Source organism: Clostridium sp. (assembly GCF_051650885.1).
Classification (GTDB): domain Bacteria; phylum Bacillota; class Clostridia; order Clostridiales; family Clostridiaceae; genus Clostridium.
In genome coordinates, this window is record NZ_JBOFRG010000043.1 from 1 (window position 1) to 22,387 (window position 22,387).

28 protein-coding genes and 2 tRNA genes are annotated in these 22,387 nt (G+C 28.6%); 24 read left to right on the forward strand and 6 right to left on the reverse strand.

Annotated elements, in window-relative coordinates:
- Positions 1–4: 4 nt before the first annotated feature.
- Positions 5–80: transfer RNA gene (locus tag ACRC28_RS01740), tRNA-Phe, on the forward strand.
- A 7-nt stretch (positions 81–87) separates the two neighbouring features.
- Positions 88–161, forward strand: a tRNA-Cys gene (locus ACRC28_RS01745).
- A gap of 155 nt (positions 162–316) precedes the next feature.
- Here ACRC28_RS01745 and ACRC28_RS01750 read toward each other — a convergent pair.
- Together ACRC28_RS01750 and ACRC28_RS01755 are read right to left on the reverse strand one after the other, a co-directional pair.
- Positions 317–1,225, reverse strand: a complete 909-nt coding sequence (locus tag ACRC28_RS01750) for a S66 peptidase family protein (RefSeq protein ID WP_438541735.1) — start codon at positions 1,223–1,225, stop codon at positions 317–319.
- Positions 1,226–1,361: 136 nt separating this feature from the next.
- A complete protein-coding gene (locus ACRC28_RS01755; RefSeq protein ID WP_438541736.1) occupies positions 1,362–2,309 on the reverse strand; it encodes a magnesium transporter CorA family protein in 948 nt (315 codons plus the stop codon).
- 259 nt (positions 2,310–2,568) lie between these two features.
- Here ACRC28_RS01755 and ACRC28_RS01760 point away from each other — a divergent pair, with 259 nt between their 5' ends.
- The gene (locus ACRC28_RS01760) at positions 2,569–3,048 is read left to right on the forward strand and encodes a hypothetical protein (RefSeq protein WP_438541737.1); all 480 of its coding nucleotides are present in this window, start codon (positions 2,569–2,571) and stop codon (positions 3,046–3,048) included.
- Between the two features lie 37 nt (positions 3,049–3,085).
- Here ACRC28_RS01760 and ACRC28_RS01765 read toward each other — a convergent pair whose 3' ends face one another.
- Positions 3,086–4,237: a M20 family peptidase gene (locus ACRC28_RS01765; RefSeq protein ID WP_438541738.1), complete on the reverse strand. Its 1,152-nt coding sequence runs from the start codon at positions 4,235–4,237 to the stop codon at positions 3,086–3,088.
- Positions 4,238–4,369: 132 nt separating this feature from the next.
- On the opposite strand from ACRC28_RS01765, the gene ACRC28_RS01770 reads away from it, so the two are divergent.
- The 7 genes from ACRC28_RS01770 (at position 4,370) to ACRC28_RS01800 (ending at position 8,020) form a co-directional block, all read left to right on the forward strand.
- Positions 4,370–4,624, forward strand: a complete 255-nt coding sequence (locus tag ACRC28_RS01770) for a sigma factor G inhibitor Gin (RefSeq protein ID WP_438541739.1) — start codon at positions 4,370–4,372, stop codon at positions 4,622–4,624.
- Positions 4,625–4,636: 12 nt separating this feature from the next.
- Positions 4,637–5,263 (forward strand): dTMP kinase, encoded by a 627-nt coding sequence (tmk, locus tag ACRC28_RS01775; RefSeq protein WP_438541740.1) that lies wholly within the window; start codon positions 4,637–4,639, stop codon positions 5,261–5,263.
- A gap of 78 nt (positions 5,264–5,341) precedes the next feature.
- A complete protein-coding gene (locus ACRC28_RS01780) occupies positions 5,342–5,671 on the forward strand; it encodes a cyclic-di-AMP receptor (RefSeq protein ID WP_438541741.1) in 330 nt (109 codons plus the stop codon).
- Between the two features lie 12 nt (positions 5,672–5,683).
- Positions 5,684–6,613, forward strand: coding sequence for a DNA polymerase III subunit delta' (locus tag ACRC28_RS01785; RefSeq protein ID WP_438541742.1), 930 nt, complete (start codon positions 5,684–5,686; stop codon positions 6,611–6,613).
- A gap of 4 nt (positions 6,614–6,617) precedes the next feature.
- The gene (locus ACRC28_RS01790) at positions 6,618–7,523 is read left to right on the forward strand and encodes a PSP1 domain-containing protein (RefSeq protein ID WP_438541743.1); all 906 of its coding nucleotides are present in this window, start codon (positions 6,618–6,620) and stop codon (positions 7,521–7,523) included.
- Between the two features lie 13 nt (positions 7,524–7,536).
- Positions 7,537–7,740: a heavy-metal-associated domain-containing protein gene (locus tag ACRC28_RS01795; protein WP_438541744.1), complete on the forward strand. Its 204-nt coding sequence runs from the start codon at positions 7,537–7,539 to the stop codon at positions 7,738–7,740.
- A 109-nt stretch (positions 7,741–7,849) separates the two neighbouring features.
- A complete protein-coding gene (locus ACRC28_RS01800) occupies positions 7,850–8,020 on the forward strand; it encodes a DUF362 domain-containing protein (RefSeq protein ID WP_002598944.1) in 171 nt (56 codons plus the stop codon).
- Between the two features lie 37 nt (positions 8,021–8,057).
- Here the strand turns inward: ACRC28_RS01800 and ACRC28_RS01805 are convergent, their stop codons facing one another.
- Positions 8,058–8,729, reverse strand: coding sequence for an MBL fold metallo-hydrolase (locus ACRC28_RS01805; protein WP_438541745.1), 672 nt, complete (start codon positions 8,727–8,729; stop codon positions 8,058–8,060).
- Between the two features lie 147 nt (positions 8,730–8,876).
- Here ACRC28_RS01805 and ACRC28_RS01810 point away from each other — a divergent pair, with 147 nt between their 5' ends.
- From ACRC28_RS01810 to ACRC28_RS01865, 12 genes are all read left to right on the forward strand, one after another.
- Positions 8,877–9,332, forward strand: coding sequence for a CtsR family transcriptional regulator (locus ACRC28_RS01810; protein ID WP_438541746.1), 456 nt, complete (start codon positions 8,877–8,879; stop codon positions 9,330–9,332).
- 11 nt (positions 9,333–9,343) lie between these two features.
- On the forward strand, positions 9,344–9,877 hold the full coding sequence (locus ACRC28_RS01815; RefSeq protein ID WP_438541747.1) for a UvrB/UvrC motif-containing protein: 534 nt from the start codon (positions 9,344–9,346) through the stop codon (positions 9,875–9,877).
- 3 nt (positions 9,878–9,880) lie between these two features.
- Positions 9,881–10,873, forward strand: coding sequence for a hypothetical protein (locus tag ACRC28_RS01820; protein WP_438541748.1), 993 nt, complete (start codon positions 9,881–9,883; stop codon positions 10,871–10,873).
- Between the two features lie 68 nt (positions 10,874–10,941).
- Positions 10,942–13,368, forward strand: coding sequence for an ATP-dependent Clp protease ATP-binding subunit (locus ACRC28_RS01825; RefSeq protein WP_438541749.1), 2,427 nt, complete (start codon positions 10,942–10,944; stop codon positions 13,366–13,368).
- A 126-nt stretch (positions 13,369–13,494) separates the two neighbouring features.
- Complete coding sequence (gene trxB / locus ACRC28_RS01830) at positions 13,495–14,439, forward strand: thioredoxin-disulfide reductase (RefSeq protein ID WP_438541750.1); 945 nt, start codon at positions 13,495–13,497, stop codon at positions 14,437–14,439.
- A gap of 1 nt (position 14,440) precedes the next feature.
- Positions 14,441–14,671 carry a glutaredoxin family protein gene (locus ACRC28_RS01835; RefSeq protein WP_438541751.1) on the forward strand — a complete coding sequence of 77 codons (231 nt, stop codon included), beginning with the start codon at positions 14,441–14,443 and terminating at the stop codon, positions 14,669–14,671.
- A 129-nt stretch (positions 14,672–14,800) separates the two neighbouring features.
- Entirely contained in the window at positions 14,801–15,682 is an 882-nt protein-coding gene (locus tag ACRC28_RS01840) for a PstS family phosphate ABC transporter substrate-binding protein (protein ID WP_438541752.1), read from the forward strand.
- Between the two features lie 12 nt (positions 15,683–15,694).
- On the forward strand, positions 15,695–16,588 hold the full coding sequence (gene pstC, locus ACRC28_RS01845; protein ID WP_438541753.1) for a phosphate ABC transporter permease subunit PstC: 894 nt from the start codon (positions 15,695–15,697) through the stop codon (positions 16,586–16,588).
- Positions 16,588–17,469 carry a phosphate ABC transporter permease PstA gene (gene pstA / locus ACRC28_RS01850; protein WP_438541772.1) on the forward strand — a complete coding sequence of 294 codons (882 nt, stop codon included), beginning with the start codon at positions 16,588–16,590 and terminating at the stop codon, positions 17,467–17,469. The genes pstC and pstA overlap by 1 nt, the downstream gene beginning before the upstream one ends.
- Positions 17,470–17,479: 10 nt before the next feature.
- Positions 17,480–18,229, forward strand: a complete 750-nt coding sequence (gene pstB / locus ACRC28_RS01855) for a phosphate ABC transporter ATP-binding protein PstB (protein WP_438541754.1) — start codon at positions 17,480–17,482, stop codon at positions 18,227–18,229.
- 10 nt (positions 18,230–18,239) lie between these two features.
- Positions 18,240–18,896, forward strand: coding sequence for a phosphate signaling complex protein PhoU (gene phoU / locus ACRC28_RS01860; protein ID WP_438541755.1), 657 nt, complete (start codon positions 18,240–18,242; stop codon positions 18,894–18,896).
- 144 nt (positions 18,897–19,040) lie between these two features.
- Positions 19,041–20,168: an SLC13 family permease gene (locus tag ACRC28_RS01865; protein ID WP_438541756.1), complete on the forward strand. Its 1,128-nt coding sequence runs from the start codon at positions 19,041–19,043 to the stop codon at positions 20,166–20,168.
- Between the two features lie 82 nt (positions 20,169–20,250).
- Here the strand turns inward: ACRC28_RS01865 and ACRC28_RS01870 are convergent, their stop codons facing one another.
- Both ACRC28_RS01870 and ACRC28_RS01875 read right to left on the reverse strand, forming a co-directional pair.
- On the reverse strand, positions 20,251–20,484 hold the full coding sequence (locus ACRC28_RS01870; protein WP_438541757.1) for a glutaredoxin domain-containing protein: 234 nt from the start codon (positions 20,482–20,484) through the stop codon (positions 20,251–20,253).
- A 78-nt stretch (positions 20,485–20,562) separates the two neighbouring features.
- Positions 20,563–20,733, reverse strand: coding sequence for a hypothetical protein (locus ACRC28_RS01875; RefSeq protein ID WP_438541758.1), 171 nt, complete (start codon positions 20,731–20,733; stop codon positions 20,563–20,565).
- A 135-nt stretch (positions 20,734–20,868) separates the two neighbouring features.
- Between ACRC28_RS01875 and ACRC28_RS01880 the strand changes: the two genes are divergently transcribed.
- Positions 20,869–21,591 carry a GntR family transcriptional regulator gene (locus ACRC28_RS01880; protein WP_438541759.1) on the forward strand — a complete coding sequence of 241 codons (723 nt, stop codon included), beginning with the start codon at positions 20,869–20,871 and terminating at the stop codon, positions 21,589–21,591.
- Positions 21,588–22,319 (forward strand): glucosamine-6-phosphate deaminase, encoded by a 732-nt coding sequence (gene nagB, locus ACRC28_RS01885; protein ID WP_438541760.1) that lies wholly within the window; start codon positions 21,588–21,590, stop codon positions 22,317–22,319. The genes ACRC28_RS01880 and nagB overlap by 4 nt, the downstream gene beginning before the upstream one ends.
- Positions 22,320–22,387 lie beyond the last annotated feature (68 nt).

The window sequence follows — 22,387 nt, forward strand, 5'->3', positions numbered from 1 at the left end:
GTGTGGCTCGATAGCTCAGTCGGTAGAGCAGAGGACTGAAAATCCTCGTGTCGCTGGTTCGATTCCTGCTCGAGCCACCATAATTACGGCGCTATAGCCAAGTGGTAAGGCATCGGTCTGCAAAACCTTGATCCCCAGTTCGAATCTGGGTGGCGCCTCCATTTTAAAACCTGTAAACTGAGTTTACAGGTTTTTTGTTTTCTAGAAAGTATATAAAATTAGAAAATTATCAACAATTTTAAAAAGGAAATAATAGTTTTCCACAAAAGAAACATGTTTTTGTGGATAGATATAATAAATAAAGTGTTTCTGTGGATTATTTCAAAGCATTTTCAGAAATTATGAGTTTCTTAGATGCTTTAGAGAAGTGTGCATTTACACCGATAGGAAAAGTTAGATTAGGATAATCATGACCAAAAGGAACATTTAATATTATAGGAATGTTCAATGGCTTTAGTTTTGAGAGTAGAAGAGTAACTATAGTATTTGTGTACTCACTAGAAGAATCACAATTGGTGAAATGACCTAATATAATTCCAGTGCAGCCATGTATTGTTTTAGATAAAAGAAGTTGAGAAAGTAGTCTATCTACAGAATAAGGATCTTCATTAATTTCCTCGATTAATAAAATAGTATTATTTAAATTAATTTCGTAAGGAGTCCCCATTAGAGAACAAATTATTGAAAGATTTCCACCAGCTAGTTTTCCAGACATATCATTATTATTTATGATTAGATTTTTTGAAAAATCATAAATATAACCTTTTGATGGATTGTACATAAAGTGTTTTAATGATGATATAGTTAAAGTATCTTTAGTAAAGTCTGATTTTATCAGAGGACCATGAAAAGTTGGAATACCTAAGCTAGAGAAATAGTTTAATAAAACTGTAATATCACTATAACCACAAAAAAATTTAGGGTTATTCTTGATTATATCTATATCTAAAAAAGGTAAGGTTCTAATAGCACCAAAGCCACCTCTAAAGCAAATAATTCCATCGATTTGAGGATCTAAAAACATATTCATTAAGTCATTGGCTCTGTCTTCATCACTTCCAGCAAGATATTCAGATTTTTTATAAATTAAATTGGAGAATTTTACATTAAATCCTAAATTTTTGAAGTCTTCTAAAAATTGATTTATAGTATTAATTTCACTAGAGCCAGATGGGGATATGATGCCTATTGTAGAATCAGAGGATAACCGTTTTCCTAAATACATATTGTATTACTCCTTTAATAATAATTAATTTAATAAGTGATATAAAAAAAGAGCTAAATAATTTAGCTCTTTTTTTATTTCTCCTTCGTTCTAATATAATTATATGTTTTTAGATGAAATAGGTTAAAACTTTTTCTTATCTAAACATATCCTTTTTATTTAGTATCCAAGCAACAGATAAACAAATTACAAGGGTTATTATCATAATTATATAAAAAGCATTATTAGAGTTTGTGTTAAATGGGAAAACTATGTTCATTCCCATAATTCCGCTTATCATAGTTGGAATAGACATAAGAATTGTAACTGAGGCTAAAACCTTCATAACGATATTTAAGTTATTTGAAATAACAGATGCAAAGAAGTCCATAGTACTTGCAAGGATATTGCTATAAATTTCTGTCATTTCGATTGCTTGTTTATTTTCTATAATGACATCTTCTAAAACATCTTTATCATCTTCATATTTTTGAATGATATCAAGTTTAAGCATTTTTTCTAGTGTTATTTCATTAGCTTTTAATGAAGTTGAAAAATAAACTAATGATTTTTCTAATGAATGAAGTTGAATTAATTCACGATTCTTCATTGATTTATGAAGTCTTTTTTCAATCATTAAACTCTTTTTATCTATTTGTCTTAGATAAAGTAAGAAGTATGTAGAAACTCTACTTAGAATTTGAAGTGTGAATCTAGACTTTTTATAAGTATAAAAAGATTTAATTTTTCCATTTATAAAATCAGTTAGAATCTTACTGTTTTTTAAGCAAACTGTTATTAAAATATTTTCAGAATGAATTATAGATAATGGATATGTATCATAAGTTAGTGAGTTATCTTCCATTTCTGTGAAAGGTATATCTACAATAACTGATAAAATATCATCTTCAATATCTATACGAGATGTTTCTTCATCATCTAAAGAGGCATTAAGTAGCTCTAGTGGAATAGAAGTTTTTTTTGAGATTAATAATAGTTCTTCTTCAGATGGGGCTACTATATTAATCCAACAACCAGGCTCGATATTTTCTAGAGTTGTTAGGCGTAAAGGCTTTTCATCAATTGTTTTAAATATTTGTATCATATCGTCCTCCAAAAAGTTAATTATAGATATATTTTACAATAATAACTGGTTAAAAACAAAGTTTTAGTGAATTATATAAATTAGAAGAAAATAAAATATTTAAAATCTTAAGAAAGAGTAAGCAAATAAAAGATTATATTAATATTTAGGTCAAAATTGATTGAATATAGAAGAGTTTTGGTATGGAATAAAATTTAATTTGTTAGTATAATCTCAATATAATAATTAAAATTGCATTTAAAATCGGGGGATGTTTAAAATGATGCAGAGGGAAATAGTAGTTAAGAAAAAAGCACCTGTTATAGCAATTGTTTTGATTGTGATAACGTGTATGTTGTATTTACATCAAGGATTGAAATTTATCAAGTTTAGAGGTGCATTAACTTTAGAGGTATGTAATATAGTTATTTTAGTTGTAACGTGTATAATCCTATTAAGAGAGATAGTATCATGTAGTACATCTTATAAGTACTCGGTTATAGCGGACAAGCTTATTGTAAATAAAATTTTCATGTCAAAAGAAAAGAATTTAGCAAGTGTAAGAATATCTGATATAGAGTATATTGGAAAAAAATCAGACGCACCTAAAATAAGGGCTAAATTTATAGGATCTTTTGTGTGTAGTTTATTGAATAATAATACTTGTGTTTGCATATATAAAAAAAATAATGAGTATTATAAATTTTCGTTTGAGCCAAGTAATGAATTTGTTTGTAAGTTAAATAGAGGGAAAATATAAAGCAAAACCTGTAGAGAAATCTACAGGTTTTTTTTCATTATTTATAGAACTCATCTTTTGCTTCTTGAAGTAAAGATTTATTAGTGATTAAGTCTAATCCCGTTAGAGCTAATGAAAGACCAGCTTTTTTAGCAATATCAAATGCATAATCAGAAGTAGTAGCTTTGGAGAAGTCTATACTTCCATATTCTAAATCAGGATTTTCAGAGATAGATACATAGAAATGTACACAAGGAACTTTTTTACTAACACTACCGATACTTAATCCAGCATGAGAATTTTTGGGTGGATTAATATTTATAATTCCTGATTCTTTAAGATTATTACATAATAATCTATTTAGTGTTGAATTAGTTTTTAATTCTTCATTTTGTGGCTCATAAAGTGAGAATTTAGGCTCAAGATTAGTAAGAGTACCAACTGTTTTTGCAATGAGCCTTAATTTTTTTTCTCCTTCGGAGGCAATATCCATTGTTTTACCGCGAATATAGAATTTACCTTCAGAAGATTTTGGAATTAATAATGGTGTTGTTCCACCATTTGAAAGAATAGAGTTAATTTCTAAATCAGAAGAAAATCCTTTAGAAATTGAGTTTAATATATTTAGTGTAAGTAAAATTGCATCAAGTGATGTATAGTCTGATTTGTTTAAAAAGCTTAACCCATCAGTACCTTCAAATTCTATGCTAAGAGGTATAATTGCAGAAGATGTACCACTTTCTGAGGTTTTAATATCAGGGTGAATAAGAAGTACAGCATCAATATCATCAAATAGGCCTTGATGTACCATTGTTTCCTTTGTACCACCTAAATATTCTCCAGGGCAACCAATAATAATAGAGGAACCGTAGTTTAGTTTAGATAAAGCATTACCTAGAGAAAGTCCTGCTAAAACTGAAATTGCAGAAAGGAGATTATGACCTGTTAAGTGCCCTTCTCCAGGAATTGCATCATATTCGCAAATAAATGCTATTTTAGGGTGTCCTGTACCTCTAGAGGCATAGAAGGAATTTTTTATATTTAGAATATTTTCTTTTATATCAAAGTTATGTTTTTTTAAAATATCACAGATAAAGGTAGATGCCCTTTTTTCTTTATAACTTTCTTCAGGGTTACTGTAAAGAAAGTTACAGATGCTTCTTATATCATCTTCACAATGAATAATATATTTTTGAACATCATGATTCATAATAATACCTCCCAAATGAATAATTTCTTTAATATTTTTACCTAAATATCAAAAATTATTTATTCTAATAAGTTTAAAAGAAGATTAATTAGGCAATTATTTAAATAAGTAATTAGAAAGGTGGACAAGAATATGATTAGAGAAAATAGTATGAGAGTAAAAGAGCAGAATATAGAGGGAATAGAAAGCAAGGGAATAGAAAAAAGAAGATGCGTTATTTGTGAAAGTGAATTTGAAAGTTGTTTATCAGAAAATGAGATTAATGGTATAATCATAAATGGCGAATATATTTGTAGACAATGTGAAAGAGAAATTGTTGAAACGAATGTAACAGAAAAAAAATATGATAACTACAAGGATAAGATAAAGATAGTTATTTATAAATAGAGGAGAGTTTAAATGAAAAAAGGTTTATTTGTTGTATTTGAAGGTGGAGAAGGCTCAGGAAAATCAACTATGATAGATATGATATATGAGTGGGCTAAGGAGTCAGGATATGATTGTATAAAGACTAGAGAGCCAGGTGGTATTAAAATCTCAGAAAAGATAAGAGAGATTATTTTAGATAAAGAAAATACAACAATGGATGGAAAAACAGAGGCATTATTATATGCAGCAGCAAGAAGACAACATCTAGTAGAAAAAGTTATTCCTGCATTAAATGAAGGAAAAATAGTTTTATGTGATAGATTTGTAGATTCATCTTTAGCATATCAGGGACATGCTAGAGGTTTAGGAATAGATGAAGTATTCGAGATTAATAAGTTTGCAATTGCAGATTGTATGCCAGATGTTTCTATATTATTTGATATAAGACCAGAGGTAGGTCTAGAGAGAATAAATAAAAATAAGGATAGAGAAATAAATAGATTAGATTTAGAGGCTATAGATTTTCATAATAAAGTAAGAGAAGGGTATAATAAAGTTTATGAAAATAATAAAAATAGAATAAGAAAAATTAATGCCGAAAATTCTATTGACCAAGTATTTGAAGAAATAAAAGGAATTTTTTTAGACTTAATTTAATATAGAATAAATCATATTTATGTTTAGAAGTTTATGGTAAAATAGTAATGTAGGGGTTAATTTATGGAGGTGCTTTGTATGAAGCTAGTAATAACTATTGTGAGTGATGATGACTCAGAATTACTAATGGATAAGTTAACAGAAAATGAGTTTAGGGTAACAAAGCTTGCAACTACAGGCGGATTTTTAAAATCAGGAAATACAACGTTGTTGATAGGTGTAGCTAAATCAGAAATTGATAGAGTTATGGGGATAATCAAAGATACGTGTAAAAAACGAGAAGAGATAATGGTAACACCAGCACCTATTATAGACAGTACAGAAATTTATACTCCATATCCTATTAATGTAACAGTAGGAGGAGCAACAATTTTTGTGGTTGATGTTGACCAGTTTATACAGATGTAGGAGAGAAGTCTATTGAAAGAATATATTGGACATAAAAAAATAATAGAAGGCTTTAAAAAGAGAGCTGAGAGAGGAACATTATCCCATGCACATATAATAGTAGGTAGTGAAGGGATTGGAAAAAGCAAAGTTGCTAGTATTTTTTCAGCTATGATTTTAGGAAATGAACCGTTTAAAAAACATGTGGATTCCGTTGAATACAAACCTAAAAAGGCAAGTATGGGAGTGGATGAAGTTAGAGAAATAATAGAAGAAGTTAATAAGAAACCATATGAAGGCGATAAAAAGGTAATAATGATTTACTCTGGTGAAAAATTAACTGTTCAGGCTCAAAATGCATTATTAAAAACGATAGAGGAACCACCTAAGGGTGTATTTATAATAATATTAACTACAACACTAGAGCAAATGCTAGAAACGATAAAATCAAGATGTCAAATTTATAAATTAACACCATTATCTAATGAAGAAATGGAAGAATACATATCAAAAAAATATGGTACGGACAAAGGAAGGCTTTTAGCAGCCTTAGCATATGCAAGAGGAATTCCAGGGCGATTAGAAAGGTTTGTTGAAGATGAAAATTTACAAGAAATAAGAAAAATTGCATTGGAGCTTATAAAAGAGATAAATGAGAAAAAGATTGAAAGCATTTTAAAATATGAAAAAAGTTTTATGAAATATAAAGATGAAAAGGAAGAAGTAATAAGTATATTAGAAGGGTTTATTAGGGATATAATTATTTATAAGGAAGCTAACTTACAAAACTTAATAATAAACTCTGATAAAGAAAATGAGATAAAAGAATTAATGCAACTTATGTCATATAAAAAACTTAGTAGCATGATTGAAGCTATTAAGGTTATGAGAAGAAATATAGATGCAAATTCTAATTTTCAAATTAGCTTAAATATTATGCTTATGAGCTTCTTGGAGGGATGATGAAATGTTAAAGGTTATAGGAGTTAGATTTAAAAAAGCGGGAAAAATTTATTATTTTGATCCGCAAGAATTAGAAGTAAAAAAAGAAGATTATGTAATTGTTGAAACTGCTAGAGGAATAGAGTTTGGACAATGTGTAATAGGTGAGAAACATATAGAAGAAGAGGAAATAATAGCACCATTAAAGGTTGTTATTAGAGTAGCTGACGAAGAGGATATTAAAAAGCATAATGAAAATAAATCTAAGGAAGAAGAAGCATTAAAGATATGTACTGAAAAGATTTGGGATCACAAGTTAGATATGAAGCTTATTGATGTAGAATATACATTTGATAACAATAAGGTTATATTTTATTTTACAGCTGATGGAAGAGTTGATTTTAGAGATTTAGTAAAAGATTTAGCAACTATTTTTAAAACTAGAATAGAATTAAGACAAATTGGTGTTAGAGATGAAGCTAAAATGATTGGTGGATTAGGACCATGTGGAAGATCTTTATGTTGTTCATCATTCTTAGGTGATTTTACATCAGTATCTATAAAGATGGCAAAAGAGCAAAATCTTTCTCTTAATCCAACTAAGATATCAGGAATATGTGGAAGACTTATGTGTTGCTTAAATTATGAGCAGAGCACATATGAAGATATAAGAAAGAGACTTCCAAGAGTAGGTTCTATTGTTGAAACAGAACTTGGAAGAGGAGAAGTAATCCAAAACAATATTGTAAAAGAAATTGTTAAGGTAAGGCTTAGAAATGGTGAAGAAGAGTTTGTAGAGCAATTTAATATTGATACTATAAAAATGATAAAAGGTGATTATGAAGATGTTATCGATGATGGTGATATCAGATTAGAAGTAGAATCACCAGAGGATAAAAAATTAATTAAACAACTTATAAAAGAAAAGTAGGAGGCACTTATTAATGAAGGCGGTATTAAAGATAGTAGGGATTAAAAATTCTACTGATGTGAGAAAGGCTCAGAAAGCTATATCAAGTAATACTGGAGTAATTGCAAGTGAGATAAGTATTTCAAAAAAAGAAGCTGTAGTTATATATAATGAAAGTTATGTAGGGATTGAAGAAATAATAGATTCTATAGAATCTCTAGGATATATAGTAATATAATAAATTTCATCAAAACTAATAAATTTATAAAATAACTTTTAAATTAAAAAAAAACGTGTTAGAATGGAGAAGGTATTATTACCAAATGAAAATTTAGGAGGTGTTTTTGATGGCATTTGTAATTCAAGATTCATGTGTAAGCTGTGGAGCATGTGCTGCAGAGTGTCCTGTTAACGCTATAAGCCAAGGGGATACTATATTCGTAATCGATGCAGATACTTGTATCGACTGTGGAAACTGTGCTAATGTTTGTCCAGTTGGAGCACCAGTTCAAGAATAGTATAATAAAAAAAGATCGTTTATGCGATCTTTTTTTATTATATAAGATTATTTGATTTTAATACTGGTAAAAGAATTGTTGGAGAGTTTTTAAATTCGTGAATGGTTTCACTATTTATTAAAAAAGAGTCAGTTTTTATGTTAATAATATTTTTGTTAAGCATTAAAAACTTTTGTGGTCCTGAAAATAAGAATGAGTAGGGATTAAATTTATAATTCATTGGTATTATGATTTTAGGGCATATGAGCTTAGAAAGCTTATATGCCATTTTTCCGTCTAAAGTTATATTTCCACCGATAGGTAAAAATAATATATCACAATATTTTATTTGTTCAATAATAGATAAATCTAATGAATGACCGAGATATCCAAGGTGGCATAATTTTAAATTATCAATTTCATAGATGAAGATTTTATTTGTTCCACGCTTTAAGCCTTGTAAATTATCACTAAAGGATGGAAGACTAGAAATAGCATAATCATCATTTTTAAAAGTCCCTATATGGCTTAAAACTTTAATATCAGGAGAGATAGAGGAGAGACAAGAGCATTTAAAGTTTTCAGAGCTTAGAGTTATTATATTTGGGGCTAAATTTTTTAAAGAACAACTATGAAATTTATTTATAGGATCAATTAAAATTCGCTTGCCAAGAGAAGTTTTAATTAAAAAGCTAGAATTACCAAGCCATGATATAAAAATAAAAATCACCTCCAATAAAAGAATTTAATTCATAGTTTTTCCAAAAAACATAGAAAAAATTCAGAAATAAAATAGATTAAAGTTGATTATATATAAAATAAGGATTAATATTAAATCAAAAGTCAAAGTAAGTCAATAACAAAGGAGAGAAAAATTATGGCAAGATTAACAGATGTAATAGAAAAGTTTATAAAGGATTTAGTATTAGAGGATGAAAAGCATGAGGCACAAATTCAAAGAAATGAGTTAGCAGATCAGTTTAGATGTGCACCATCACAAATAAATTATGTATTAACAACAAGATTTACATATGCAAAAGGTTACGTTATAGAAAGTAAAAGAGGTGGCGGAGGTCACATAACTATAAAAAGAATAAATCATACTTGCTCAAGTGATATAAAAAAATTAATAAAAGAGTCAATTGGCAGTAGTATAACATATCATAATGCAATAGCACTTTTAGACAATCTCTTGGAAATAGAGCTTATTAATAAAAGAGAATATGAAATCATAAAAATAAGTATGAATGATAATACATTAGGAGATGTGGAGGATAAAAATAAATTAAGATCAAATATTTTGAAGGGTATGGTAATGGTAATAATGGAATAGGAGGGTTTCTAATGATATGTGAGAAATGCAATAAAAGAGAGGCTATATTAAATTTAAGTAAGATAATTGATGGGGAAAGTACCAGCCTTTGGCTATGTGAAAGATGTGCTAAAGAGTATGGGAAGGAATTATTTAATGATGTTTATGATGAGAGAGAGGAATATGCATCATTTAATAATGTTTTAAGCATATTATTTGATGAAGCAGATAGAAATGATAAAAAATTAGAGGTAGAATGTTCAAATTGTAGAACAGCACTTAAAGAAATAAAAAAAGGAAAGCTTATAGGGTGTGAAAAGTGCTATAACATATTTAAAAAAGATATAGATAAAATAGTTGAGAAAAATAATTTGTACAATGAACATAAGGGTGTTATTCCAAGTAAGCTTGGAGATGAGATAAATATTAAGAGAAAAATAAATAAATTAGAAAAAGAAATGGATATTGCAGTTGCAATAGAAGCTTATGAGAAAGCAGCAGAAATAAGAGATGAGATACGAAGGCTTAAAGGTGAGGGAAATAAAACAGAAAAAGGGGTGGAATAAAGTTTGAAGGATTTAAGTTTAAACAAGAATATTGTAAGGTCTAGCATAACTTTATTTAGAAATATAAGTGGTAAAAATTTTCCTGTATCCTTAGCTATGGAAGATGGTCAAAATATAACAGAAAATTTGATATCTGAAATAAATAAAATTGAAGAAAGCTTAAAAAGTATTAGACTATGGAAGGATGAATATAATTTTGAAAGCTTAAAAGAAAATAGGATATTAAGAAATAAGACATTAAAAAATAAAAATATAGCTGGATTAATGATAAATGATAGTAAAGAATTTTCAATAGTTTTGAATGAAGAAGAACATTTGCGATTACAATATATTAAAAGTGGATATAATATAGAAGAAATGTATAAATATGTTAGAGAAATGGATCGTAATCTAGAAAATATATTCAATTATAGTTTTGATGAAAAAATGGGGTATTTAACATCAAATCTAAGCCATATTGGAACTGGAATTCGATTAGAAGTTATAATTCACTTACCTATGTTAACATTGAATGATAAAATAAATAAATTATTTTCCCATAAGGATAAATCAGTATTTTCATTAGAAGGGAAATATGGTGAAAAAGGAAAAGCTTATGGAAGCATTTATTTAATAAAAAATACAACAACTACAGGCATTTCAGAAGAAGAACTAATAGATGAATTCAAAAATATATTAGAATATGTTCTTCAAGAAGAAGAAAAAGAAAGAAGAAATGCTATTAAAAAATATAAAAATGAAATCACAGATAAAATATTTAGAGCATATGGCGTATTAAAAGAAGCACGAATATTAGATTCTATAGAAGCGTTGGATCTACTTTCATATATTAGGTTAGGAGTAGAGCTTAATATATTGGATTTAGAATTAAAAACAATAGAAAAAGCAGTATTGTTATCAAGAAATTCTTATGTTAGAGAGCATTTAGATGGGGAAACTAATATAAATAAAATAAATATAAAACGTGCAGATATTATAAGAGTGGTATTAAAGTAAGCCATAACATGTGACATAGAAAGTGAAAAGCTATATTAAATTATGTTATAGGAGGATGAAAAGAATATATGGGTGAGAATAGATTCTCAGAAAGGACTGAGGAGGTTCTTTTAGAAGCAAAAAAAGAATCAGTAAATTTAAAACATGGTTATATAGGGACAGAACATATATTGTTAGGAATACTCAAAGAAGATGGCTATGCAAAAGGTATATTAGAAAAGAATGGAATAGATTATTCTAAGGTAAATAAAACTATAGAAAAATATTTAGGAAAAGGTGAAGTAATGATTCCTAAGACTGAGTTGTTATTTACACCAAGAGCAAAAGCTTTGTTTGAGGAAGCATTAAGAGAAAGTAAAAAATTATTCCATAAGAAAATTAATCCAGAACATCTACTAATGGCAATATTAAATGAAACAGACGGTGTTGCATACACAATGATAAGTTTTATGAGAGTTGATTTAGAACAACTTAAAAAAGACTTACAAATGTTTTTAGAAGGTCAAGAGGTAGAAGAGGAAGATGAAAGAATAGAAGATGAACAAGAAGACAAAATGCCAATGTTAGTTAAATATAGTACAAATTTAACTAAGCTTGCAAGAAAAAGAAAGTTGGATCCTGTTATAGGACGTGTGAAAGAGAATACAAGAGTATTAGAAATACTTTGCAGAAGAATAAAAAATAATCCATGTCTTATAGGTGAACCTGGTGTTGGTAAAACAGCAGTAGTAGAAGGATTAGCACAAAGAATTGTGGAAGGAAATATTCCAGATTCGTTAAAAGGAAAACAAATATATTCTCTAGATTTAACAAGCCTTATAGCAGGTGCAAAGTATAGAGGAGAATTTGAAGATAGATTAAAAAAGGTAATGGCTGAAATAAAAGAAAATAAGAATATAATTATTTTTATAGATGAGATACATTCAATAATTGGAGCAGGTGGAGCAGAAGGGGCAATAGATGCATCAAATATCCTAAAACCTTCTTTAGCAAGAGGTGATATTCAGTGTATTGGAGCTACAACTATAGAAGAGTATAGAAAGCATATAGAAAAAGATTCTGCGCTTGAAAGAAGATTTCAACCAGTATTAATAGATGAACCAACTAATGAGCAAACCTTAGAAATATTAAAAGGCTTAAAGGAAAAATATGAAGAACATCACAATGTAGAAATTACTGATGAGGCATTGAAAGTAGCTGTTCAAATGTCAGATAGGTATGTATGTGATAGATTTATGCCAGATAAAGCAATTGATTTAATAGATGAGGCATCAGCGAAAGTAAGAATAGAAACATTAGTTGAACCACCAACTTTAAAAAATTTAGAAGATGATATTTTAAAGATAAAAGGTGAAAAAGATAAATGTATATCAATACAAGAGTTTGAAAAAGCGGCAAAGCTACGAGATAGAGAAAGAGAATTAAGAAAAGAATTAGAAGAAATCTCTACAACGTGGAGCAATAAAACTGTAGATAAAAAGCTTATTGTAGACAGAGAAAATATAGCAAAAGTTGTTGCTAGTTGGACTAATATTCCAGTGGAAAAATTAACAGAAGAAGAAAGTAGCAAATTATTAAACTTAGAAGAAAATTTGCATAAAAGAGTAATTGGACAAAATGAAGCTATAAATCTAGTATCTAAAGCAGTTAGAAGAGCAAGGGTAGGACTTAAAAATCCTAATAGACCAATTGGAAGCTTTATATTTTTAGGACCAACTGGTGTAGGAAAAACAGAATTAAGTAAAGCACTTGCAGAAGCTATGTTTTCTCATGAGGATAATATGATACGAATAGATATGTCTGAATATATGGAAAAACATGCAGTGTCAAAGCTTATAGGAGCACCTCCAGGATATGTTGGATATGATGAAGGTGGTCAACTAACCGAAGCAGTTAGAAGAAAGCCTTATAGCGTTGTTTTATTAGATGAAATAGAAAAGGCACATCCAGATGTATTTAATATTTTATTGCAAATTTTAGAAGATGGAAGATTAACTGATGGTAAAGGGAAAGTTGTTAACTTTAAAAATACAATAGTTATAATGACATCAAATGTTGGTGCACATAATATTAAAAAGCAAAAAAGTGTAGGATTTTTCTCAGAAGAGGGTTCTAATAAAGAATATGATGCAATGAAAGAAAGTATTTTAGAAGAACTAAAAGTAACATTTAAACCAGAATTTTTAAATAGAATAGATGATACAATAGTATTCCATAAGCTTACTAAAAATCATATGTTAAGTATCACAGAAATAATGTTAAAAGAAGTAAAAACAAGATTAGATGAAAATGATATATATATAGAATTTTCAGATGAAAGCAAAAATTATATTATAGGAAAATGTGATGTTAAAGAATTTGGTGCAAGACCACTTAGAAGGGTTATAACTAAAGAAATAGAAGATAAAATTAGTGAGGAACTTTTAAGAGGGAAAATAAAAAAACTAGAAGGATATGAAGCAACTATAAAAGAAGATACATTGGTGTTTCAGTAGAAAATAGATTCAGATAAATAAAAATTTTATCTGAATCTTTTTTGTAAATAATATTATTGTAATTAGAAAAAATAGTGATATAATAAAAATAAGATATACCCCTAGGGGGTACAGGGAGCTGATAATATGGAAAAAGAAATTAAAAATATAGATTTAATAATAATTGGTGGTGGACCAGCTGGATTAACAGCCTCAATTTATGCATCTAGAGCTAAAATTGATATGTTACTATTAGAAAATGAAATTTTAGGTGGACAAATTAGAAATAGTTATTTAGTTGAAAATTACCCAGGGTTTAAAAAAATATCCGGGGCAGAACTTTCAGATGCAATACAAGAACAAGCAGAAGAATGTGGTGCAGTAATAGATGAATTTGATATTATAGAAAATGTAAGTTTTACTGATGAAGAAAAAATAGTAGAAACAGAAAGCTATATTTATAAGCCTAAAGCAGTAATAATAGCAACTGGAGCATCACCTAAGAAATTACCTATAAAAGGTGAAAAAGAATATTTAGGAAAAGGTGTTCACTATTGTGCAGTTTGTGATGGAGCAATGTATGAAGGGAAGATAGTTGGAGTAGTTGGTGGTGGAAAAGCAGCTTTAGAAGAAGCAATATTTTTAACTACTTTTGCAGAAAAAGTTTATTTAATTAGAAGACACGATTACTTCAATGGAGAGCAATCTATCATAGATGAAGCTATAAATAATCCTAAAATAGAAATTTTATATAATGAAGATTTAATAGAGGTTAAGGGAACAGATTTCGTTGAGAAAGCAGTAATAAAAAATACTAAGACAGATGAAATAAAAGAATTAGAATTAGAAGCTGTTTTTGGATATATAGGTACTGAGCCTAAAACTGATTTATTTAGTCGGTATATAGATATAGATAAAGTTGGATATATAAAAACAGATGAAAGAATGCAAACTAATGTAAAAGGTATATATGCGGCAGGAGATGTTAGAGTTAAAGAGTTTAGACAAATAACAACAGCGGTGGCAGATGGAACAATAGCAGCATTAGATGCAGAGAAATATATAAATGAAATTAAAAGAGGAGTGAAGTAATATGGTAAAAGTTTATTCAACATCATGGTGTCCTGGATGTGTAAAATTAAAAAAATACTTAGATATGAAAGGTGTAGATTATACAACAGTTAATGTTGCAGATGCACAAGAAGATAGATTAGAGGTAATAAAAGTATCAGGACAAAAAACAGTGCCAGTATTAGATTATAAGGGTGAAATTATAGTTGGATTTGATAAAAAGAAAATAGATAGCCTAATAGAAAATAAATAAAATAAAAGTATATATAATAAAATTTGCATATAAGGTGTATTAAATATTTAGATTGGAAACAATAAGTTTTGAAATCTTTATTTAATACACCTTATTTTTTTATATTTAGATATGTTAGGAGGGGAAAAGATGATTAATAAAAAGATGAAGGTAATAGTTATTTTTTTGTGTATAGCAATATTAGGAATTGTATACCTTGCCTTTAATGCAAAAAAGTATAGAGATGATGGAAGTGTTAGAAGTATTACTATTAGTGGTTCAACAGCATTATTACCATTGATGGAAGAATCAATAGAAGGGTTTGACAAAATATATAGTGGAAATATTATAAATGTCCAAGCGGGAGGTTCGGGAACAGGTCTTACTCAAGTTTTAGAAGGAACTGTGAATATTGGGAATTCAGATATGTTTGCAGAACAAAAGTTAAGTAAAGTACAGGCAAGTGAATTAGTAGATCACAGAATAGTTGGAGAAGGGTTTTGTTTAATAACAAGTAAAGGGAGTGGAGTTACTAATTTAACATTGGGGCAGATAAGAGGAATTTTTTCTGGAGAGATAGTTAATTGGAAAGATGTAGGTGGAAATGATGAACCTATATTAGTGATACATAGGCCTGCATCATCAGGAACACGTGATACTTTTACAAATACTATTTTAGGTGGTAACAGAGATTTAGAAAATGATGCAATAGGAGCTATTCAAGATAGTAATGGAGCTGTACTTCAAGCTATGAAAAGAAGTCCAGGTGCAGTAAGTTATATGGCACTTACATATATGAATAATAATGAGGCCAAAGAAAATTTAAAAATAGTAAAAATTGAAGGATATGGACCAAGTATAGAAAATATTGAAAGTGGAAAATATAAATTTTGGTCATGGGGGCACATGTATACAAAAGGAAAAGCAGTAGGATTATCAGCAGAGTTTATACAGTATGTGATGAGCAATAAAAATGTAGAAACTGTTAAAAAACTTGGATTTATACCAATTCAAAATATAAAAAATGAGTAAAGGAATGTAATTATGAGAAAACGAAGTATCAAAGAAAAAGTATTCACAGAATACATAGGAAAAAGTTTTTCTATATTTTGTGGATTACTAATAATAATAGTAACATTAGCAATAATATTTTTTATAGGTTCTAAAGGAATACAGTCATTTATACGACAGGGAATGAACTTTATACAATTTGTTTTTACTGATAATTGGAACCCTATGGGAACACCAGAAACTTACGGAATACTAGCCTTTGTTGTAGGTTCAACTCTTGTATCTATTGGAGCTTTAGTAATAAGTGCACCAATAGCAATTGCATTAGCTATATTTGTAAATGTAATTTCAAAAAAATTAGGAGATAGATTTATAAAACCATCATTAGAAATATTAGTTGGAATTCCATCGGTAGTTTATGGGTGGGTTGGACTTATGGTATTAGTACCACTTGTAAAAAATATATTTGGTGGAGTAGGGTTTTCATTACTTGCAGGAATATTAGTTTTATCATTAATGATATTACCAACTATAGCAACCTTATCCATAGATGCTATAAATGCTGTTCCTAAGATTCATATAGAGGCATCTTATGGACTTGGTGCAACAAGGTGGCAAACTATAAAGAAGGTTATTGTACCAGGTGCAAAGTCAGGTATATTAACGGGGGTTATATTAGGTCTTGCAAGAGCCTTTGGGGAAGCACTTGCAGTACAAATGGTAATAGGAAATACAGTAAAGATACCAAAGGGGATAAGTGATTCTACATCAACATTAACAAGTATATTAACTATGGATATTACAAATACAGTTAGTGGAAGTGCATGGAATGATGCATTATGGAGTATGGCATTAATATTACTTATAATATCATTTATATTTATACTGATAGTTAGAATTATAGAGAAGAGGGGCGAGGTAAAATGATAGATAGAAGAAAGGCTGATAAAATAGCAACAGGGGTATTATATTTTGTTAGTGCATTTATAGTAATTTTATTAGCTCTCTTTATAATATATATTTTTTATAATGGTTGGAGAATGATAACACCACATTTTATTTTAAGTAAGCCAAAGATAATAGGAGCAGGTGGTGGAATAGGTCCACAAATTTTCAATTCATTATATATGCTTATCTTATCCTTAATAATCACTGTACCAGTAGGAATTGGAGCAGGAATATATTTAGCAGAATATGCAAAAGAAGGACCTATTATAAAAGCAATAAGATTATCATTAGAGGCAATGGCATCACTACCATCTATAGTAATTGGGATGTTTGGATTATTAGTATTTGTAAATTTAGCTGGATTTGGATATTCAATTTTAGCAGGAGCATTATCTGTAAGTATATTAAATATTCCAGTGATGACAAGAATATCTGAAAGTGCAATAAGAAATGCATCAAAGAAGGTTAAGGAAGCATCTTTAGGTCTTGGGGCAACTAAGTGGCAAACTATAGAAAATGTAATTATTCCAACAGCGGCAAAGGAAATTTTGACAGGAATAATATTAGCAGCAGGAAGAATATTTGGGGAAGCAGCCGCACTTTTATATACAGCAGGACTTAGTTCAAGTGGTTTAGATTTCAGTAAATTAAGTTTCGTTGGGCAAAGTTCACCTTTTTCACTATTTAGACCGGCAGAAACATTGGCAGTACATATATGGAAATTAAATTCTGAAGGAATAGTGCCTGATGCAGCACAAATTGCAAATGGAACAGCAGTTGTTCTTGTAATTATGGTATTAATATTCAATATAATTGCAAAAATCGTAAGCAAGAAATTAGAAAAATCGATGGGAGTGTAAAAGAAAGGTTATGAATATAATAGAAACTAAAAATCTTGAGCTTTATTATGGAACACATAAAGCTTTGAAGGGAATAGATATAGCATTTGAAAAGAATAAAGTAATAGCTCTTATAGGGCCGTCGGGATGTGGGAAAAGTACATTTTTAAGAACTATAAACAGAATGAATGATTTAATTGAAGGTGTGAAAATTGAAGGTGGCGTGTTTTTTGAAGGGCATAATATTTTTGAAGATTATGATGAAATAACTCTTAGAAAGAGAATTGGAATGGTGTTCCAAAAGCCAAATCCTTTTCCAATGAGTATATATGATAATGTGGCTTATGGACCAAGAGTTCATGGAATAAAAGATAAGAAGACTTTAGATGAAATAGTTGAAAAAAGCTTAAGAGGGTCTGCATTATGGGAAGAAACAAAAGATAGACTTAAAAAATCTGCAATGGGGCTTTCAGGAGGGCAACAACAAAGATTATGTATAGCGAGAACACTTGCAGTATCACCAGAAGTAATATTAATGGATGAGCCAACATCAGCACTAGATCCTATTTCTACAGGAAAGGTAGAGGAACTTATTGAAACTTTGAAAAAAGATTATACAGTTATAATAGTAACTCATAATATGCAACAAGCGGGAAGAATAGCAGATAAAACAGCATTCTTTTTAAGTGGAGAGGTTATAGAATATGGAAATACAGAAGATATATTTTATAAACCAAAGGATAAGAGAACAGAGGATTATATAACAGGAAGATTTGGATAAGGAGAAAATTATGAAAAGAGAGATACATACTTTAAGAATTAACGGAATAAATACAAAGCTAAAATTTATGTCAGAGTTAGTAGGAAATTTTTTAGAGGCAGGAATGATAGCATTAGAAAGAAATGATAAAGAGCTAGCTAAAAGTATAATAGAAAAAGATTCAGAGATAGATATTCTACAAAAGGAAATTGAAGAGGAGTGTATAAAATTTATAGCAACAGAGCAACCTGTAGCTAAAGATTTAAGAAGAGTATTTACAGCATCAAAGATAGTAACAGATTTAGAGAGAATGGCAGACCTTACAGTGGATATTTGTAAGATAATCGCAAATAATGATTTTACAGAGTTTATAGAAGAAGCAGAAGATATATGGGAAATGGAAAAAGAAATAAAAAATATGCTACACTTATCAATGGAAGCTTATTTAGAAAGAGATACAAAATCTGCATACGACATATGTAAACTAGATGATATAGTAGATGAAACTTATAAAAATGTATTTAAAAATACACTAAAATATATAAAAGCAAATGAAGATAAGATTACATTGGGAACACAGATATTATTTATAAGCAAATATTTAGAGCGAATGGGCGATCACGTAACTAATATTTGCGAATGGATTATATTTAGCAAGACTGGCGAATATGTGGATTTAAATGAGTAAAGGAAACAAACTTAAGTGAAGAAATTTAAATTGTAAATAGAGTTAATAATAAATATATTTCCTGTTCATTGATATATATTTTTTGGCACGTTACAATTAAATTGATAAACTTATTTTAAATTCAGCAATGAAGAAGGAGACGCCATGAATTTAAACGCGTTAGATAAACAAAAGATAAAAGAGCTTTGTAAAAAGGAACTAATACTGATAATAGCAGTTTTATTAGCAATTATTACATCTTTTATATCGCCACCAAAGTTAAGCTCAATTAACTTTAAAGTATTAATATTACTATTTAATTTAATGGTTGTAGTTACAGGGTTAAAAAGTTTTAAGTTTCTAGATTACATTGGAACAAGAGTATTGCATAAAGATAAAAGCTTAAGAGGAATATATCTTATAATGGTATGTCTAACTTTCTTTAGCTCAATGTTAATAACAGATGATGTAGCACTTATAACTTTTGTACCAATTAGTTTGATATTAGCTAAAAAAGCAGGATTTAATCCAACAAAGCTTATAGTATTTCAAACAATATCATCTATATTAGGGTGTTCATTAACACCAATGGGAAGCTCACAAAATTTGTATATCTATACACATTTTAACTTAACAGATAAGCAATTTTTTGGAGTAACACTACCAATAACACTTATAGCATTTATTGTATTATTAATACTTGTATTTACTCAGAAAAATAGAAATTTAGATGTAGAATTAAAAGAAGTAAAAATAGAAAAAAAATCAATGATAGTAGTTTATGGAATATTATTTTTAATAGTATTAGGGTCAGTGTTTCATATGATTGACTATAGAATAGCATTTATAATAGTTATACTAGTAACTTTGGTAATTGATAGAAAATTATTTTTACAAGTTGATTATTCATTAATTATTACATTCACTGCATTCTTTATTTTTATTGGGAATATTTCAGCAATACCAGAAGTGAAAAAAATAATATCTAACTTCTTAATTAATGATGTGCACACTTATTTTGTTGCATTAGGATTAAGTCAATTTATTAGTAATGTACCAACCACATTATTATTGTCACCATTTACACACAATTATAAAGCACTTTTATATGGTGTAAATAATGGAGGATTATTCTCATTAATTGGATCAATGGCAAGTATTATATCATATAAATTCGCAATAGCAAGCGGAGAAGCAAAATCAAGTACATATATAAAAACATTTGCTTTATATAGTTTATGTGTGTTAGTAGTTCTAATTCCAGCATCATTAATATTAATGAAAATTGTTTAAGATAGGAAACGAAAAAATTCATGAAATAAATAAAAGAACCACTCACAAAATTTTTGTGAGTGGTTCTCTTTGATATAAAAAATTAAGCTTCTTCAGCTAGTGCTTTATCTATAGCAGGTTTGTCAAAACCGATTATAAAATTCCCTTTAATATTAAGAACAGGAACTCCCATTTGTTTTGAACCTTTAACCATTTCTTCTCTAGCATCCATGTCATCTTGTACATTTAATTCAACGTATTCAACACCTTTACTTTTAAGGTAGTTTTTAGCTTTTACGCACCAAGGACATGAATCAGTTGTGTAAACTTTAACCATAGTTACACCTCCTAAATTTATGTATTAGTTTAAGTAAATTCTACTTCAAAATTTGCTTAGGTACAAGTAAATTAATGGTTATTCTATAGAATTTGTTTCAATAATATTTGAATTAATAAGTAAATTTTCAGCTTCATCCTTAGAAGTTGAATTATCGAAGGATTGACTGATATTAGTTTGAGCGGGTGTTTTTAAAGGGTTCTCTATAATAGGGTTTAATGGATTTAATAGATTTAATTTATTAAACATAGTGAAACCTCCTAAATCGTTATATAATAATAGTATTTGTATAAAAAAAATATTTATGCAAATACTAAATTAAAAGCTATAGTGGTCTAGACAACTATATTAATATTATATATAATAGAATTAGGAGGAACACTTATGATAGATAAGAATAGTCCGATACCGGTATATTATCAATTAAAAGAAGAAATAAAAGAACAAATTTCACAAGGTGTTTGGAAAGTAAATGAATGTATTGCCAGTGAAAGAGAGCTTTCTTTAAAGTATGAAGTTAGTAGAATGACTGTAAGACAGGCGTTAGGCGAATTAGTACAAGAAGGATTACTTGTTAGAGAAAAAGGTAAAGGCACATTTGTTTGTGAACCAAAAGTAAAGCAAAAGGATGTTATGAGTTTTACAGATATTATAAAAAAATCTGGAAGAACTTTAGAAACAGAAGTTGTAGAATTTGAATTGATTGATATACCAGAAGAAATATTAAATTTACTAGATTCAAAGAAAGTATACAGAATAAATCGTATAAGAAAAGTAGACAATGAGTGTGTCGCAAATGAAATAGTACATATCCCACAAGAAATAATAAATAATTTAGAGAAGAACATGTTAGAAGGTTCATTATTTGAATTATTAGAAAGTGAGGGATATAAGATAGACCATTCAGAGTCAGAGATAACAGCTATTATTATGGATGATTATTATAAAGATTTATTTAAAGTATCAGAAGCAACTCCACTTATAAAGACATATGGAAAAACTTTAGATGACGCAGGAAAAATTCTTTTTATAGAAGAATCAATATATAGATCAGATAAATATGTATTAGAAGTAAATATTTCAAGACGAGAGGGGATTTTAAAATGAGATTAATAATTGTAAAAAACTATGATGAAATGAGTAAAGTTGGAGCAGAGGAAATGGCTGCTGTAGTAAAAGCTAATCCTAAAGCAATATTAGGACTTGCAACTGGGGGAACTCCAGAAGGAATGTACAAAGAATTAATTAAAATGAATAAAGATGGAGAAATAGATTTTAAAGATATTACTTCAGTAAACTTAGATGAATATGTAGGATTATCAGGTGAGCATCCACAAAGTTACAGATACTTCATGAACACTCACTTACTAGATTACATTAATATAGATAAGAAAAAAACATTTGTGCCAAATGGTTTAGCAGAAGACGTTAATGAAGAAGGTAGAAAATATGACGCTATGATTGATGAATTAGGTGGAATAGATATTCAATTATTAGGTGTTGGAACTAATGGACACATAGCATTTAATGAGCCAGATGGAAACTTAGTAGCAGGAACACACTTAACAGGATTAACACAAAGTACAATCGATTCAAATGCAAGATACTTTGAGTCAGCTGATGAAGTGCCAAAAACTGCAGTAACAATGGGTCTTGGACAAATAATGAAATCAAAGAAGATATTATTATTAGCAAGTGGAGAAAATAAAGCAGAAGCAATGAAAGAATTATTCAGCGGAAAAATATCAACTAGTTGCCCTGTAACAATGTTACAAATGCATAATGATGTAACAGTTGTATTAGATGAAGATGCAGCAAAATTATTAAATAAATAATTTTACGAAAGATTAGAAAGAAGAGTGTACTATTTGAAAAGGTAGTACACTCTTTTTATAAAATTTCT